The 14,119-nt window shown below is 72.1% G+C and carries 10 protein-coding genes; 5 read left to right on the top strand and 5 right to left on the bottom strand.

What is annotated here, in order from left to right; translation table 11 throughout:
- The first annotated feature begins 195 nt into the window (after positions 1–195).
- The 3 genes from OHA98_RS29085 to OHA98_RS29075 all read left to right on the top strand — a co-directional run bounded on the left by OHA98_RS29085 (position 196) and on the right by OHA98_RS29075 (position 7,496).
- Entirely contained in the window at positions 196–930 is a 735-nt protein-coding gene (locus OHA98_RS29085; RefSeq protein WP_266929810.1) for a VIT1/CCC1 transporter family protein, read from the top strand.
- Positions 931–1,435: 505 nt separating this feature from the next.
- Positions 1,436–6,025 carry a glutamate synthase large subunit gene (gltB, locus tag OHA98_RS29080; protein WP_266929808.1) on the top strand — a complete coding sequence of 1,530 codons (4,590 nt, stop codon included), beginning with the start codon at positions 1,436–1,438 and terminating at the stop codon, positions 6,023–6,025.
- Complete coding sequence (locus OHA98_RS29075) at positions 6,018–7,496, top strand: glutamate synthase subunit beta (protein WP_266929807.1); 1,479 nt, start codon at positions 6,018–6,020, stop codon at positions 7,494–7,496. Before gltB ends, OHA98_RS29075 begins: the two co-directional genes overlap by 8 nt.
- A 166-nt stretch (positions 7,497–7,662) precedes the next feature.
- On the opposite strand, the gene OHA98_RS29070 is transcribed toward OHA98_RS29075, so the two are convergent.
- Complete coding sequence (locus OHA98_RS29070; protein WP_266929806.1) at positions 7,663–8,697, bottom strand: hypothetical protein; 1,035 nt, start codon at positions 8,695–8,697, stop codon at positions 7,663–7,665.
- A complete protein-coding gene (locus tag OHA98_RS29065; protein ID WP_266929805.1) occupies positions 8,697–9,614 on the bottom strand; it encodes a rhomboid family intramembrane serine protease in 918 nt (305 codons plus the stop codon). Before OHA98_RS29065 ends, OHA98_RS29070 begins: the two co-directional genes overlap by 1 nt.
- A 165-nt stretch (positions 9,615–9,779) precedes the next feature.
- Between OHA98_RS29065 and OHA98_RS29060 the strand changes: the two genes are divergently transcribed.
- Positions 9,780–10,349, top strand: coding sequence for a HutD family protein (locus OHA98_RS29060; protein WP_266929804.1), 570 nt, complete (start codon positions 9,780–9,782; stop codon positions 10,347–10,349).
- 74 nt (positions 10,350–10,423) lie between these two features.
- Complete coding sequence (locus OHA98_RS29055; protein ID WP_266929802.1) at positions 10,424–10,939, top strand: pyridoxamine 5'-phosphate oxidase family protein; 516 nt, start codon at positions 10,424–10,426, stop codon at positions 10,937–10,939.
- A gap of 119 nt (positions 10,940–11,058) precedes the next feature.
- On the opposite strand, the gene OHA98_RS29050 is transcribed toward OHA98_RS29055, so the two are convergent.
- The 3 genes from OHA98_RS29050 to OHA98_RS29040 are packed head-to-tail and all read right to left on the bottom strand — an operon-like array spanning position 11,059 to position 14,086.
- The gene (locus OHA98_RS29050) at positions 11,059–12,045 is read right to left on the bottom strand and encodes an acyl-CoA dehydrogenase family protein (protein ID WP_266929801.1); all 987 of its coding nucleotides are present in this window, start codon (positions 12,043–12,045) and stop codon (positions 11,059–11,061) included.
- Positions 12,045–13,190, bottom strand: a complete 1,146-nt coding sequence (locus OHA98_RS29045; RefSeq protein WP_266929799.1) for an acyl-CoA dehydrogenase family protein — start codon at positions 13,188–13,190, stop codon at positions 12,045–12,047. The genes OHA98_RS29050 and OHA98_RS29045 overlap by 1 nt, the downstream gene beginning before the upstream one ends.
- A complete protein-coding gene (locus OHA98_RS29040) occupies positions 13,190–14,086 on the bottom strand; it encodes an enoyl-CoA hydratase (protein ID WP_266929797.1) in 897 nt (298 codons plus the stop codon). The genes OHA98_RS29045 and OHA98_RS29040 overlap by 1 nt, the downstream gene beginning before the upstream one ends.
- Positions 14,087–14,119: the final 33 nt, after the last annotated feature.

The raw sequence follows: 14,119 nt of genomic DNA, 5'->3' as shown, positions 1-14,119 counted from the left end.
GGATGAGGCGCCGAAGAGGGGCCGAGGGCGGGTCCGACGGAGGGTCAGGAGAGGTGAGCCTGCCCTTCCTTCGCAGGTCAGAGTCCTGGTAAGTACGGCCTGCCTTGCTGGCGGGCGCCCGTTTTCGTGCGTACTTTCGATGGTGTCGAGCGGGGGCGGAACGCAGGGAGCCCGCTTCCGGAGAAGGGGAGAGCCGTGGCCATCATCGAGACCGAAGCCGTACTGCACGAGGCGCACCGCGACAATCACACCCACCGCGATGTGAACGGCGGCTGGCTGCGCCCCGCCGTCTTCGGCGCCATGGACGGCCTGGTCTCCAACCTCGCGCTGATGACCGGAGTCGCGGGCGGCGCGGTGTCCCAGCAGACCCTGGTGATCACCGGTCTGGCGGGCCTGGCCGCCGGCGCGTTCTCCATGGCGGCCGGCGAGTACACCTCCGTCGCCTCGCAGCGCGAACTGGTCGAGGCCGAACTCGACGTCGAGCGGCGGGAGTTGCGCAAGCACCCGATGGACGAGATGGCGGAGCTCGCCGCCCTGTACGAGACCCGTGGCGTCGAGCCCGCGCTCGCCCGCGAAGTCGCCCGGCAGCTCTCGCGCGACCCGGAACAGGCCCTGGAGATCCACGCCCGCGAGGAGCTCGGCATCGACCCGGGCGACCTGCCCTCGCCGCTCGTGGCCGCCGTGTCCTCGTTCGGCGCCTTCGCGCTGGGCGCCCTGCTGCCCGTCCTGCCGTATCTGCTCGGCGCGAGCGCGCTGTGGCCCGCGGTGCTGCTCGCGCTGATCGGCCTCTTCGCCTGCGGTGCGGTGGTGGCCAGGGTGACCGCCCGCAGCTGGTGGTTCAGCGGGCTGCGCCAGCTGGCCCTGGGCGGGGCGGCGGCGGCGCTGACGTACGGCCTCGGCACGCTGTTCGGCGTGGCCGTCGGCGGCTGACCCCACCCTCCGGCGGCTGACCTCCGCCCGTCGGCGGCTGCCCCCTCCGCCCTCCGGAGGCTGCCCCCGCCCTCCGGAGGCCGGAAGCGGGGCCGCGGAGGCCCGGTCGCGGGCCTGCCCGCACCGCCTCGTCGTGCCGGAAGCGGGTCCGCGACCCGTGTGACGTACGTCCTGGCACCCGCCACTGGGCGGATCCGGCCCGGCGGCCGTAAAATGAGACTCTATGCAGGACTGCACATAAGTAGTCGTTACCCAGCGGTTTCGTTTTCTTTGCCGCCGGGCATGAGCCGTAGACACCCGCAGGCAACGACGCCTGCTCTCTGCGGATCCCAGGGCGCCGATCTTCCGACCGCGACCCACCTCACTGTCACCACAGTGTCCGTATGTTGGAACAAGCCTTCCGCTTCTTGAGAAGCGCCCCATCATGTAACCTGCACAAAATTTCGCAGGGGGCCAACGTCGTCCCTCGGCACTTGCATATGCCACGACGACGACGGGAGAGCCGATGCGCACCCACGCCTGGTCGCCCATGGACGGTCGCCCCGCCCAGCAGGGGTTGTACGACCCCCGTAACGAGCACGACGCCTGTGGCGTCGGGTTCGTGGCCACTTTGACCGGTGTGGCCGGCCACGAGCTGGTCGAGCAGGCGCTGACCGTTCTGCGCAACCTCGAACACCGCGGCGCGACCGGATCCGAGCCCGACTCGGGTGACGGCGCCGGAATTCTGCTCCAGGTCCCGGACGCCTTCCTCCGCGAGGAGGCCGCCTTCGCCCTCCCCGAGGCCGGCTCCTACGCCGTCGGCATCGCCTTCCTCCCCGCGGACGACTCCACCGGGGCCGTCCGCACGATCGAGGACATCGCCGGCGAGGAGGGCCTGACGGTCCTCGGCTGGCGCGAGGTCCCGGTCGCCCCGGACCTCCTCGGCAACGGCGCCCGCGCCACCATGCCCGAGTTCCGCCAGCTCTTCGTCGCGGACGGCGACGGCACGGCGAGCGGCATCGTCCTGGACCGCAAGGCCTTCGTCCTGCGCAAGCGCGCCGAGCGTGAGGCCGGGGTGTACTTCCCCTCGCTCTCCGCCCGCACGATCGTCTACAAGGGCATGCTCACCACCGGGCAGCTGGAGCCGTTCTTCCCGGACCTCTCCGACCGCCGGTTCGCCACCACGGTCGCGCTGGTCCACTCCCGCTTCTCCACCAACACCTTCCCCAGCTGGCCGCTCGCCCACCCGTACCGCTTCGTCGCCCACAACGGCGAGATCAACACGGTCAAGGGCAACCGCAACTGGATGAAGGCCCGCGAGTCCCAGCTCGCCTCCCGCCTCTTCGGCGAGGCGCGGCTCGACCGGATCTTCCCCGTCTGCACCCCGGACGCCTCCGACTCGGCCTCCTTCGACGAGGTCCTGGAGCTGCTCCACCTCGGCGGCCGTTCGCTGCCGCACTCGGTGCTGATGATGGTCCCCGAGGCATGGGAGAACCATGACTCCATGGACCCCGCCCGGCGCGCGTTCTACCAGTACCACGCCACGATGATGGAGCCCTGGGACGGCCCGGCCTGCGTCACCTTCACCGACGGCACCCAGGTCGGCGCGGTCCTCGACCGCAACGGGCTGCGCCCCGGCCGCTACTGGGTCACCGACGACGGCCTCGTCGTCCTCTCCTCCGAGGTCGGCGTCCTGGACATCGACCCCGCCAAGGTCGTCCGCAAGGGCCGTCTCCAGCCCGGCAAGATGTTCCTCGTCGACACCGCCGAGCACCGCATCATCGAGGACGACGAGATCAAGGCGTCCCTCGCCGCCGAGCAGCCCTACCAGGACTGGCTGGAGACCGGCGAGATCGAGCTCGGCGACCTCCCCGAGCGCGAGCACATCGTGCACACCCACGCCTCGGTCACCCGCCGCCAGCAGACCTTCGGCTACACCGAGGAAGAGCTCCGCGTCATCCTCGCGCCGATGGCCCGCACCGCCGGCGAGCCGCTCGGCTCCATGGGCACGGACTCGCCGATCGCCGCGCTCTCCGAACGGCCCCGGCTGCTCTTCGACTACTTCACCCAGCTCTTCGCCCAGGTCACCAACCCGCCGCTGGACGCCATCCGCGAGGAGCTCGTCACCTCGCTGCGCTCCTCGCTCGGCCCCCAGGGCAACATCCTGGAGCCGACCGCCGCGACCTGCCGCAGCGTCACGCTGCCCTTCCCGGTGATCGACAACGACGAGCTGGCCAAGCTCATACACATCAACGCCGACGGCGACATGCCGGGCATGAAGGCCGCCACCCTCGCCGGCCTCTACCGGGTCGGCGGCGGCGGCGACGCGCTGGCCGCGCGGATCGAGGAGATCTGTACGGAGGTCGACGCCGCCATAGAGGACGGCGCCCGCCTGATCGTCCTGTCCGACCGGCACTCCGACGCCGAGCACGCGCCGATCCCGTCGCTGCTGCTCACCTCGGCCGTCCACCACCACCTCATCCGTACCAAGCAGCGCACCCAGGTGGGTCTGCTGGTCGAGGCCGGAGACGTCCGCGAGGTCCACCACGTCGCCCTGCTGATCGGCTACGGCGCCGCCGCGGTCAACCCGTACCTGGCGATGGAGTCCGTCGAGGACCTGGTCCGCGCCGGCACGTTCATCGACGGCATCGAGGCCGAACAGGCCATCCGCAACCTGATCCACGCGCTCGGCAAGGGCGTCCTCAAGGTCATGTCCAAGATGGGCATCTCCACCGTCGCCTCCTACCGCGGCGCCCAGGTCTTCGAGGCCGTCGGCCTGGACGAGAGCTTCGTCGCCACGTACTTCAACGGCACCGCCACCAAGATCGGCGGCGCCGGACTCGACGTCGTCGCCAAGGAGGTCGCCGCCCGGCACACCAAGGCGTACCCCGCCTCCGGCATCGCGGCCTCGCACCGCGCACTGGAGATCGGCGGCGAGTACCAGTGGCGCCGCGAGGGCGAACCGCACCTGTTCGACCCGGAGACGGTCTTCCGCCTCCAGCACGCCACCCGCAACCGTCGCTACGACATCTTCAAGAAGTACACGGACCGGGTGAACGAGCAGTCCGAGCGCCTCATGACGCTCCGCGGACTGTTCGCCCTCCCGCACGAGCGCGGCACCGCGGAGCGCGAGCCGGTACCCCTCGACGAGGTCGAGTCCGTCTCCGACATCGTCAGGCGCTTCTCCACCGGCGCCATGTCCTACGGCTCGATCTCCCGCGAGGCGCACGAGACCCTCGCCATCGCCATGAACCAGCTGGGCGGCAAGTCCAACACCGGTGAGGGCGGCGAGGACGCCGACCGTCTCTACGACCCGGCGCGCCGCTCCTCCATCAAGCAGGTCGCCTCCGGCCGCTTCGGCGTGACCAGCGAATACCTGGTCAACGCCGACGACATCCAGATCAAGATGGCGCAGGGCGCCAAGCCCGGCGAGGGCGGCCAGCTGCCCGGCCACAAGGTCTACCCGTGGGTCGCCAGGACCCGGCACTCCACCCCCGGCGTCGGCCTGATCTCCCCGCCGCCGCACCACGACATCTACTCCATCGAGGATCTGGCCCAGCTGATCCACGACCTCAAGAACGCCAACCCCGTGGCCCGTATCCACGTGAAGCTGGTGTCCGAGGTCGGCGTCGGCACGGTCGCCGCGGGTGTCTCCAAGGCACACGCGGACGTCGTCCTCATCTCCGGCCACGACGGCGGCACGGGCGCCTCCCCGCTGACCAGCCTCAAGCACGCGGGCGGCCCCTGGGAGCTCGGCCTCGCTGAGACCCAGCAGACCCTGCTGCTCAACGGCCTGCGCGACCGCATCGTCGTACAGACCGACGGCCAGCTCAAGACCGGCCGCGACGTCGTCATCGCCGCTCTGCTGGGCGCCGAGGAGTTCGGTTTCGCGACCGCGCCGCTCGTCGTCTCCGGCTGCGTCATGATGCGCGTCTGCCACCTCGACACCTGCCCGGTCGGCATCGCCACCCAGAACCCGGTGCTGCGCGACCGGTTCTCCGGCAAGGCCGAGTACGTCGTGAACTTCTTCGAGTTCATCGCCGAGGAGGTCCGCGAGATCCTCGCCGAGCTGGGCTTCCGCACCATCGAGGAAGCCGTCGGCCACGCCGAGCTGCTGGACACCGAGCGGGCCGTCACCCACTGGAAGGCCCAGGGCCTCGACCTGGCCCCGCTCTTCCACGTCCCCGAGCTGGCCGAGGGCGCCGTCCGCCACCAGGTCATCGAGCAGGACCACGGCCTGACCAAGGCGCTCGACAACGAGCTGATCAAGCTCGCCGCCGACGCGCTCGGCGCGGACACCGCCGAGGCCGCCCAGCCGGTCCGGGCCCAGGTCGCGATCCGCAACATCAACCGGACCGTCGGCACCATGCTCGGCCACGAGGTCACCAAGAAGTTCGGCGGTGCGGGCCTGCCCGAGAACACCATCGACATCACCTTCACCGGCTCCGCGGGCCAGTCCTTCGGCGCCTTCGTACCGAAGGGCGTGACGCTGCGCCTGGAGGGCGACGCCAACGACTACGTCGGCAAGGGCCTCTCCGGCGGCCGCGTCGTCGTCCGCCCCGACCGCGGCGCCGACCACCTCGCCGAGTACTCCACCATCGCGGGCAACACCATCGGCTACGGCGCGACCGGCGGCGAGCTGTTCCTGCGCGGCCGCACCGGTGAGCGGTTCTGCGTCCGCAACTCCGGCGCCACCGTCGTCTCCGAAGGCGTGGGCGACCACGGCTGCGAGTACATGACCGGCGGCCACGCCGTCGTCCTCGGCGAGACCGGCCGCAACTTCGCCGCCGGCATGTCGGGCGGTGTCGCGTACGTCATCGACCTCGACCGCGACAACGTCAACATCGGCAACCTCGGCGCGGTCGAGGAACTGACCGCCGCGGACAAGCGGTGGCTGCACGACGTGGTGCGCCGCCACCAGGAGGAGACCGGCTCCACGGTCGCCGAGAAGCTGCTCGCCGAGTGGGACAGCGCCGACGGCGGTGTCTCCCGCTTCAGCAAGATCATCCCGTCCACCTACAAGGCAGTGCTCGCCGCCAAGGACGCCGCTGAGCTCGCCGGTCTCTCCGAGCAGGAGACCACCGAGAAGATGATGGAGGCGGCGACCAATGGCTGACCCCAAGGGCTTCCTGACCACCGGCCGCGAGGTCGCCGAGACCCGCCCCGTCCAGGAGCGCGTCAAGGACTGGAACGAGGTCTACGTTCCGGGCTCGCTGCTCCCGATCATCAGCAAGCAGGCCGGCCGCTGCATGGACTGCGGCATCCCGTTCTGCCACAACGGCTGCCCCCTCGGAAACCTCATCCCCGAGTGGAACGACTACGCCTACCGCGAGGACTGGACCGCCGCGTCCGAGCGGCTGCACGCCACGAACAACTTCCCGGAGTTCACCGGGCGGCTGTGCCCCGCTCCCTGCGAGTCGGCGTGCGTCCTCGGCATCAACCAGCCGGCCGTCACCATCAAGAACGTCGAAGTCTCCATCATCGACAAGGCATGGGACAGCGGCGACGTCACCCCGCAGCCGCCCGAGCGCCTCTCCGGCAAGACCGTCGCCGTCATCGGCTCCGGACCCGCCGGACTGGCCGCCGCCCAGCAGCTGACCCGGGCCGGTCACACCGTCGCCGTCTACGAGCGCGCGGACCGCATCGGGGGCCTCCTCCGATACGGCATCCCCGAGTTCAAGATGGAGAAGTCGCACATCAACCGGCGCATCGAGCAGATGCGCGCGGAAGGCACCAAGTTCCGCACCGAGGTGGAGATCGGCACGGACATCGACGCCGCCAAGCTCCGCCGCCGGTACGACGCGGTCGTCATCGCCGCCGGTGCCACCGTCTCCCGCGATCTGCCCGTCCCGGGCCGTGAGCTGAACGGCGTCCACTTCGCGATGGAGTACCTCCCGCTCGCCAACAAGGTGCAGGAGGGCGACCTGACGGTCTCCCCGATCACCGCCGAGGGCAAGCACGTCGTCGTCATCGGCGGCGGCGACACCGGCGCCGACTGCGTCGGCACCGCCCACCGCCAGGGCGCGGCCTCCGTCACCCAGCTGGAGATCATGCCGAAGCCGGGCGAGGACCGCAGCGCCAACCAGCCGTGGCCGACCTTCCCGATGCTCTACAAGGTCACCTCCGCGCACGAGGAGGGCGGCGAGCGGGTCTACTCCGTCTCCACCACCCACTTCGAGGGCTCGGCCCCCGAGGAGGGCCAGGCGGTCGGCAACGTCCGGGCACTGCATCTGGTCGAGGTGGAGTTCAAGGACGGCAGGCTGGAGCAGAAGCCCGGCACCGAGCGCCGCATCCCCGCCGACCTCGTCACCCTCGCCATGGGCTTCACCGGCACGGACCAGGCCAACGGTCTTGTCCAGCAGTTCGGCCTCGAACTCGACGAACGGGGTAATGTTGCCCGTGACGACAACTACGCGACCAACGTCGACGGCGTCTTCGTCGCCGGGGACGCGGGCCGCGGGCAGTCGCTCATCGTCTGGGCCATCGCCGAGGGCCGCTCCGCGGCACGAGGCGTGGACCGCTACCTGACCGGGACCAGCGCACTGCCGGCCCCGATCCGCCCGACGGACCGGTCGCTGCTGGTCTGACCCCACGGGGTTCCCCTGACCGGGAATCCCCCCAAAAACGTCCCGTACAACGGCGTACGGAACTGAACGCGGCGCCTGCGCAGTCCCCGACCGGACCATGCGGGCGCCGTGGCGCGTCCGGGGCCGGTACGGACGCGGGCCGGGGACCGCCGATTCCGGGGCCGGACTACTGGACGTCGGCCCGGTGCGGGTGCGAGGCGTCCGCCGGGCAGACGAACACCCGGTACGCCCCGTACCGCCCCACCGCGATCTCCGTCGGCTCACCGACCAGCGGTACCGGAGGCAGATCCGGATCGGTGGGCGAGGGGTCCTCGCACGGCCACCAGCTCGCCCCGCCCCACTCGCTGGAGTCGATGGTGAGCAGCAGCCGCAGCTCCCGCCCGCAGTCGCAGTACTGCCGCTGGAGATCGGTCACGCTCCAGTTGTCCCAGCCCCCGGCCTTCCAGCCGGGCGCCAGGGAGAGGTCGGCCCGGTACGACGGAGCCCCGGGCAGCTCCTGGGCCGGGCCCTCCTCCCAGATCCTGATCCGGGCCGCGAGCGCGTCCGGCAGATACTCGTGCCACGGGAAGTCGGTCACCTGCTCGGGGTGCAGCACACACGGTTCGGGTACGTACCCCTCGTCCTCCACGACCTCCGGCTCCGGCTGCCGCCCGGCGAGGACCTCGGTCACCTGTGCGGCCCGCCGCCAGACCAGCCGGAGCGCCGGGGCGCACGGGATGCTCCGGTGCTCGTCGAAGGGGCACCACAGCACCTGGAGGAGATCGGTGTCCCCGGGCGCGAACTCCGCGAGAGCGGGGACGTCGCGCACGAAGAGCTGGGCGAGCGCCATCAGCGGTACGGGGGCGTCGTCGGGCAGCGGGGGCGGGTGCGGCCCCTCGGCCATCGCGTCCAGCTCCGCCTCCTCGTCACCGGCGTAGGCCAGACCTCCCGCCGCCGGGCGCGGCCGCAGCCAGGCCGCCGCGAGGATCTCCCGGCGCCTGCGCACATCGGCGGGCCGGATCCCGTACGAGCGGGGGTGCGCCTCACGGCAGACCGGCCACGGCTCGGCCACGGGCCACAGCAGCGGCCCGCCCACCGAACTCGTCCCCGCCGTCGGCGCACCGGGCCGCGGATGCAGCCGGGTGGCGGTACGGGCGTACGGGCCGATCTCCGGGAACAGCGCGGCCATGTCGACCGGGCGGGGCGGCGTCGTACGGCCCATCAGGCACCGCCGCCGGTCAGCGCCGCTGTCCTGAGGGCGACCACCACGGCCAGCAGGCACAACAGAGCGAGCCCGCCCCCGGCCTGCGCCGCCGGGGTCCGCAGCTTCGCCGGGGCGTAGGCGAGCCCGTACGTCACCAGGGCGCCGGTCAGCAGACCGCCCAGGTGCCCCTGCCACGAGGTGAACACCGCCGAGACGACCATCCACAGCAGGAACCCGGCCATGAACCGGTTGACCGCCCGCATGTCCCGGCCGAGTCGCCTGCTGATGACGTAGAACGAGGCGGCGAGCCCGAAGACCGCGCCGGACGCGCCCACCGTCAGGGTGTCGGGGGAGACCAGATAGACCAGCACCGAGCCACCGGCCGCCGACAGCAGATACAGCGCCAGATAGCGCGCCCGGCCCAGCTGCCCCTCCACCACCCGGCCCAGGTTCCACAGCGCGAGCATGTTGAAGACCAGGTGCATCACACCGAACGAGGCGTCCGGCGGCAGATGCAGGAAGGCGCCGGTCAGCAGCCGGTACCACTCGCCGTCCACGATCCCGGTCAGCTCGTACCCGGGGACCGTCCCGCCCCTGTAGTAGTACCGCCCGCCCTCCGGATCGACCAGCGTGGCCCCGAGGACGCCGAACCGGTCCACGATCGAGGGCCTGATCAGCTCGCCGATGTAGACGAGGACGTTCAGCGCCATCAGCACCTGGGTCACGACGGGCCTCGCCGCGGACGACACCGCGCCGCCGAAGACCGTGCGGGCCTGCCGCACCGACCGCTGCCCCTCCTTCACACACTCCACGCAGTGATGACCGACCGAGGCCTCGCGCATGCAGTCCGGGCAGATGTAGCGGTCGCAACGGGTGCAGCGCACATACGTCTCGTAGGACGGATGGCGGTAACACGTGGTGGCGGCGGCCTCCATGACCGGCTCCTTCACTGCTGGCTGAGACAAAAGGGCCGGTGGGGACGGCGGCGCTCAAGATAGCGAACCCGGCCGGGGACGCCTTGCCCGGGGCGCCGCCGCACCGTCGGGGTGACCTACCCTCAGGAGTCCGCGACGCGCGGACCGGAGACACAGGGAGACGACATGGCCGGCTCGCCGCACGTACTGAGGGCCGCCGGGCGCGCGGCCGTGCCCTGGAAGAACGGCGGGGGAGTCACCCGCGAGATCGCCGCCGGCCCCGAGGGCGCGGCGATGGACGCCTTCGACTGGCGGATCAGCCTGGCGGAGGTCGCGGCGGACGGGCCGTTCTCCGTGTTCGACGGCGTCGACCGCACCCTGACCGTGGTCGAGGGCGCCGGAATACACCTGCTGGTGGGCGGTGAGCACCACATCGTCGACGAGCCGCGCTGGCCCCATGACTTCCCCGGGGACCTGCCGGCCGAGGGCCGTCTGCCGGCGGGCCCGGTCGTGAACCTCAACGTGATGTGGCGCAGGGGCCGTACGCGGGCGGAGACCGCCGTCGTCAGGGGCACCGTCCGGCTGCTGCCGCCGCCCGGCGGCGCGGTGCTCGCCCTCGCACTGGACGGCGGCACCGTCATCGACGGTACGGACATCGCGCTGGGCCCCTACGACGCGGTCCTGGTGACCGGCGCGTCGCCGGGCGTCCTGCGCACGATGGGCGACGCGGTCCTGGTCACGCTGTCTCCCGCGTGAACCGCCGCAGGATGGCGTCCGATCCGGTGACCATCGGCCAAACCGGACAGGAGGTGTCGGGTTTCGGGTGTTCGATGGCTGCCATGACGTCGACCTCACCGGCCCCCTGGGCGGACTTCGCAACGGAAGCGCCCGACTACGCCGACATCGTGCGCAAGCGGTTCCAGCAGTACAAGCACCATGTCCTGGCGACCCTGCGCAAGGACGGCTCGCCCCGGGTCACCGGCCTCGAAGCGGAATTCCGCCTCGGTGAACTGTGGCTCGGCATGATGCCGGGCTCCCGCAAGGCCCTGGACCTGCTGCGGGACCCGCGCTTCGCGCTCCAGGCCAACCCGGGGCCCGACGCCGAGATGAACGACGGCGACGTCCGCGTCGCCGGGCGCGCGGTGGCGGTGACCGACCCGGGGACCCTGGCCCGTTTCGCCGAGGCGGTCCGGCCCCCGGAACCGTTCCTCCTCTTCCGCGCGGAACTGACCGAAGCGGTCCGCACCACGCTGGACGGCGAGACCCTGATCGTCCAGACCTGGCGCCCCGGCCACGCCCTGCGCACCATCCGCCGGGGCGGTGGCGACCCGCAAGCCGGAGCCTGAGGGGGAGGGCGGGTGCGGAGGGCGGTCACCGGCCGCCCTCCGCACCCGCCACCCGCAAAGCCCCCTGCCGCGCCGAGCACCCGGCCACCCGCAAAGCCCCCTGCCGCGCCGAGCACCCGCTACCCGGACAGCACCCGCTCCCGGCACGCCCCCGGAGTCCCCCACGCGTCCCGCAACGGCCGCGCCTTGCGCAGCCACAGCGACAGGTCCAGCTCCTGCGTGTACCCCACCGCACCGTGCAGCTGGAGCGCCGTGCGGGCCGCCGCGTACCCCGCCTCGCCCGCCAGCACCTTCGCCGCCGCGACATCCGCCCCGGCCCGCGCCGAACCCTCCGCCAGCGACACCGCCGCCCCGTACAGCGCCGGACGGGCGAACTCCAGCCCCAGCAGCGTGTCCGCCAGCCGGTGCTTGACGGCCTGGAAGGACCCGATGGGAACCGAGAACTGCGTGCGCTGCTTGACGTACTCGACCGTGGAACGCAGCAGCGCCTCCCCGGTCCCCAGTGCCTGGGCCGCCGTCGCGAACGCCGCCCAGTCGCCCGCCGCGCGTGCCCCCGCCGCCACCCGGGGCCCGGCGGCGAGCACCGTACCGCCCTCCTCCGGGACGAACAGCCGCCGCGCCGGGTCGGCCGAGGCACGCGGCGTGCCGGGCCCCGGCGCGAGCCGCAGCTCCTCCCCGTCGACCACGAACACCGCGTCCACCGCGTCCGCGTCCAGGGCGTACGGCCCGTACCCGTCCAGCCGCAGGCTCGCCGACGCCTCCCCGGAGGCCAGCCGGGGCAGCCACTCCTTCGCCGCCGGACCTCCCACCGCGCCCAGCAGCACCGCGACCGCCACCGACTCCACCACCGGGCCCGGCACCACATGCCGCCCCAACTCCACGAAGGAGACCGCGAGTTCGACCGGAAGAGGCCCCACACCTCCGGACGACTCCGGGACCGCGAGAGCGAACACCCCGGCATGCGCGAGCCGGGCCCACAAAGCTCTGCCCGGGGCATGGTCCCCGGCGCCCCACGCCCGTACCGCCGACGGGGTGTCCGAGGCGCTCAGCATCGCGTCCAGCGAACGGGCGAACTCCCGCTGCTCCCCGTCGAGGAGGAAACGCATCAGCGCCGTCCCTTCGGCAGACCGAGCAGCCGCTCGGCGATGATGTCCCGCTGGATCTCGTTCGTACCGGCGTAGATCGGCCCGGCCAGGGAGAAGACGTACCCCTCGGCCCACTCGGACTCCGCGAGCTCCGCGTCCGGGCCCAGCAGATCGAGCGCCGTCTCGTGCAACGCGATGTCGTACTCCGACCAGAACACCTTGTTCAGGCTCGACTCCGCGCCGATGGCCCCGCCCGCCGCGAAGCGCGCCGCGCCCGCGCAGGTGAACAGCTGATACGCCCGCGCCCCGATCACCGCGTCGGCCACCCGGTCCCGCAGCGCCGTGTCCGAGGCGTCGCCCCGCGTCCGCCACAGTCCGGCCAGCCGGTCCGCCGCCGCGAGGAAACGCCCGGGGGAGCGGAGCGTGAGCCCGCGCTCGTTCCCCGTCGCCGACATGGCGATACGCCACCCCTGGCCGGGCTCCCCGATGATGTCGGCGTCCGGTACGAAGACCTCGTCCAGGAACAGTTCGGCGAACGCCGGTTTCCCGTCGAGCCGCCCGATCGGCCGCACCGAGACGCCCGGCGCCGACAGGTCGAACATCAGATACGTCAGCCCCTGATGCGGCTTCGCCGCCCCGGGATCCGTACGGAAGACGCCGAACGCCCGGTCCGCGAACGCCGCCCGCGAGGACCAGGTCTTCTGCCCGGACAGCAGCCACCCGCCGTCGGTGCGCACCGCACGCGAGCGCAGCGACGCCAGGTCGGAGCCCGCCTCCGGCTCGGACCAGGCCTGCGCCCAGATCACCTCGCCGCTCGCCATCGGGGGCAGCACCCGGGCCCGCTGCTCCTCGGTCGCGTGGTCGAAGAGCGTCGGGGCGAGCAGATTGATGCCGTTCTGCGAGACCCGGCCGGGCGCTCCGGCCGCGTAGTACTCCTCCTCGAAGGCCAGCCAGCCGAAGATGTCGGTGTCCCGGCCACCGAACCGGGCGGGCCAGGAGACCACCGACCAGCGGTCCGCGTGCAGCCGCGCCTCCCACTCCCGGTGCGCGGCGAACCCCTCCGCCGTCTCCAGCGACGGCAGCGGCGTGGCCGGTACGTTGGCCCGCAGCCAGGCCCGCGCCTCGGCCCGGACGGCGTCCGTCTGCGCCGTCTGCGCCAGGTCCATCACGCACCCGCCTTCTTCATCGAGGCGATGTCCATACCGCCCAGGGAGTCCGCGGCCGTCTCGGCGTTGTGGGCATGGGCGAGATGATGCAGCCCGAACACCGAGTCCAGGCCGGTGTGCAGCCCCTGGAGATCCTCCGCCTGATTCACCGCGCGCTTGGTGAGCGCCAGCCCCAGCCGCGGCATCGCGGCGATGCGCAGGGCCAGTTCCGTGGTGCGCTCCGCGAGTTCGGCCCGCTCCACGACCCGGTTGACCATGCCGACCTCGTACGCCCGCCGGGCACTCATCCGGTCTCCGGTGAACAGGAACTCCTTGGCGATCCGGGGCGGCATCACCCAGGGGTGCGCGAAGTACTCGACACCCGGGATGCCCATCCGCACCACCGGATCGGCGAAGAACGCGTCCTCGCTCGCCACGATCAGATCGCAGATCCACGCCAGCATCAGCCCGCCCGCCACGCACGCCCCGTGCACCGAGGCGACGACGGGCTTCGGCAGCTCGCGCCAGCGCCGGCACATCCCGAGATAGACCTCCGACTCCCGGGCGAAGCGGCTCTCGGCGCCCGCCTTGTCGCTGTGGTCCCACCAGAGCCCGGCCCGGCGTTCGAAGGGCAGATGCGCGTCGCGCTGCGGGGTGCCGATGTCATGGCCCGCCGAGAAGTGGTCCCCGGCCCCGGCCAGCACGACCACCTTGACCTCGCCGTCCTCGGCCGCGCGGTAGAAGGCGGCGTCCAGTGCGTAGGTCATCGCGGAGTTCTGGGCGTTGCGGTAGCGGGGGCGGTTCAGCGTGAGGTACGCGACGGGGCCCCGGCGCTCGTACAGCACGGGCCCGCCGTCACCGGCGGACGGCGGGCCGGGCGTCGGATCGGGCGTGGCGCCGGGTGTCGGATCGGGCATCGGCTCATCCTTCCCTAACAAGTGTTTGGTAGG

This window comes from Streptomyces sp. NBC_00654, from assembly GCF_026341775.1.
Lineage (GTDB): Bacteria > Actinomycetota > Actinomycetes > Streptomycetales > Streptomycetaceae > Streptomyces.
This window is presented reverse-complemented; position numbering and strand designations above follow the sequence as displayed.

Bases quoted from the DNA above. Each gene is read 5' to 3' on its own strand.
- gltB (WP_266929808.1), top strand. From the start codon at position 1,436: ATGCGCACCCACGCCTGGTCGCCCATGGACGGTCGCCCCGCCCAGCAG.
- OHA98_RS29075 (WP_266929807.1), top strand. From the start codon at position 6,018: ATGGCTGACCCCAAGGGCTTCCTGACCACCGGCCGCGAGGTCGCCGAG.
- OHA98_RS29070 (WP_266929806.1), bottom strand. From the start codon at position 8,697: ATGGGCCGTACGACGCCGCCCCGCCCGGTCGACATGGCCGCGCTGTTC.
- OHA98_RS29065 (WP_266929805.1), bottom strand. From the start codon at position 9,614: ATGGAGGCCGCCGCCACCACGTGTTACCGCCATCCGTCCTACGAGACG.
- OHA98_RS29060 (WP_266929804.1), top strand. From the start codon at position 9,780: ATGGCCGGCTCGCCGCACGTACTGAGGGCCGCCGGGCGCGCGGCCGTG.
- OHA98_RS29055 (WP_266929802.1), top strand. From the start codon at position 10,424: ATGGCTGCCATGACGTCGACCTCACCGGCCCCCTGGGCGGACTTCGCA.
- OHA98_RS29050 (WP_266929801.1), bottom strand. From the start codon at position 12,045: ATGCGTTTCCTCCTCGACGGGGAGCAGCGGGAGTTCGCCCGTTCGCTG.
- OHA98_RS29045 (WP_266929799.1), bottom strand. From the start codon at position 13,190: ATGGACCTGGCGCAGACGGCGCAGACGGACGCCGTCCGGGCCGAGGCG.
- OHA98_RS29040 (WP_266929797.1), bottom strand. From the start codon at position 14,086: ATGCCCGATCCGACACCCGGCGCCACGCCCGATCCGACGCCCGGCCCG.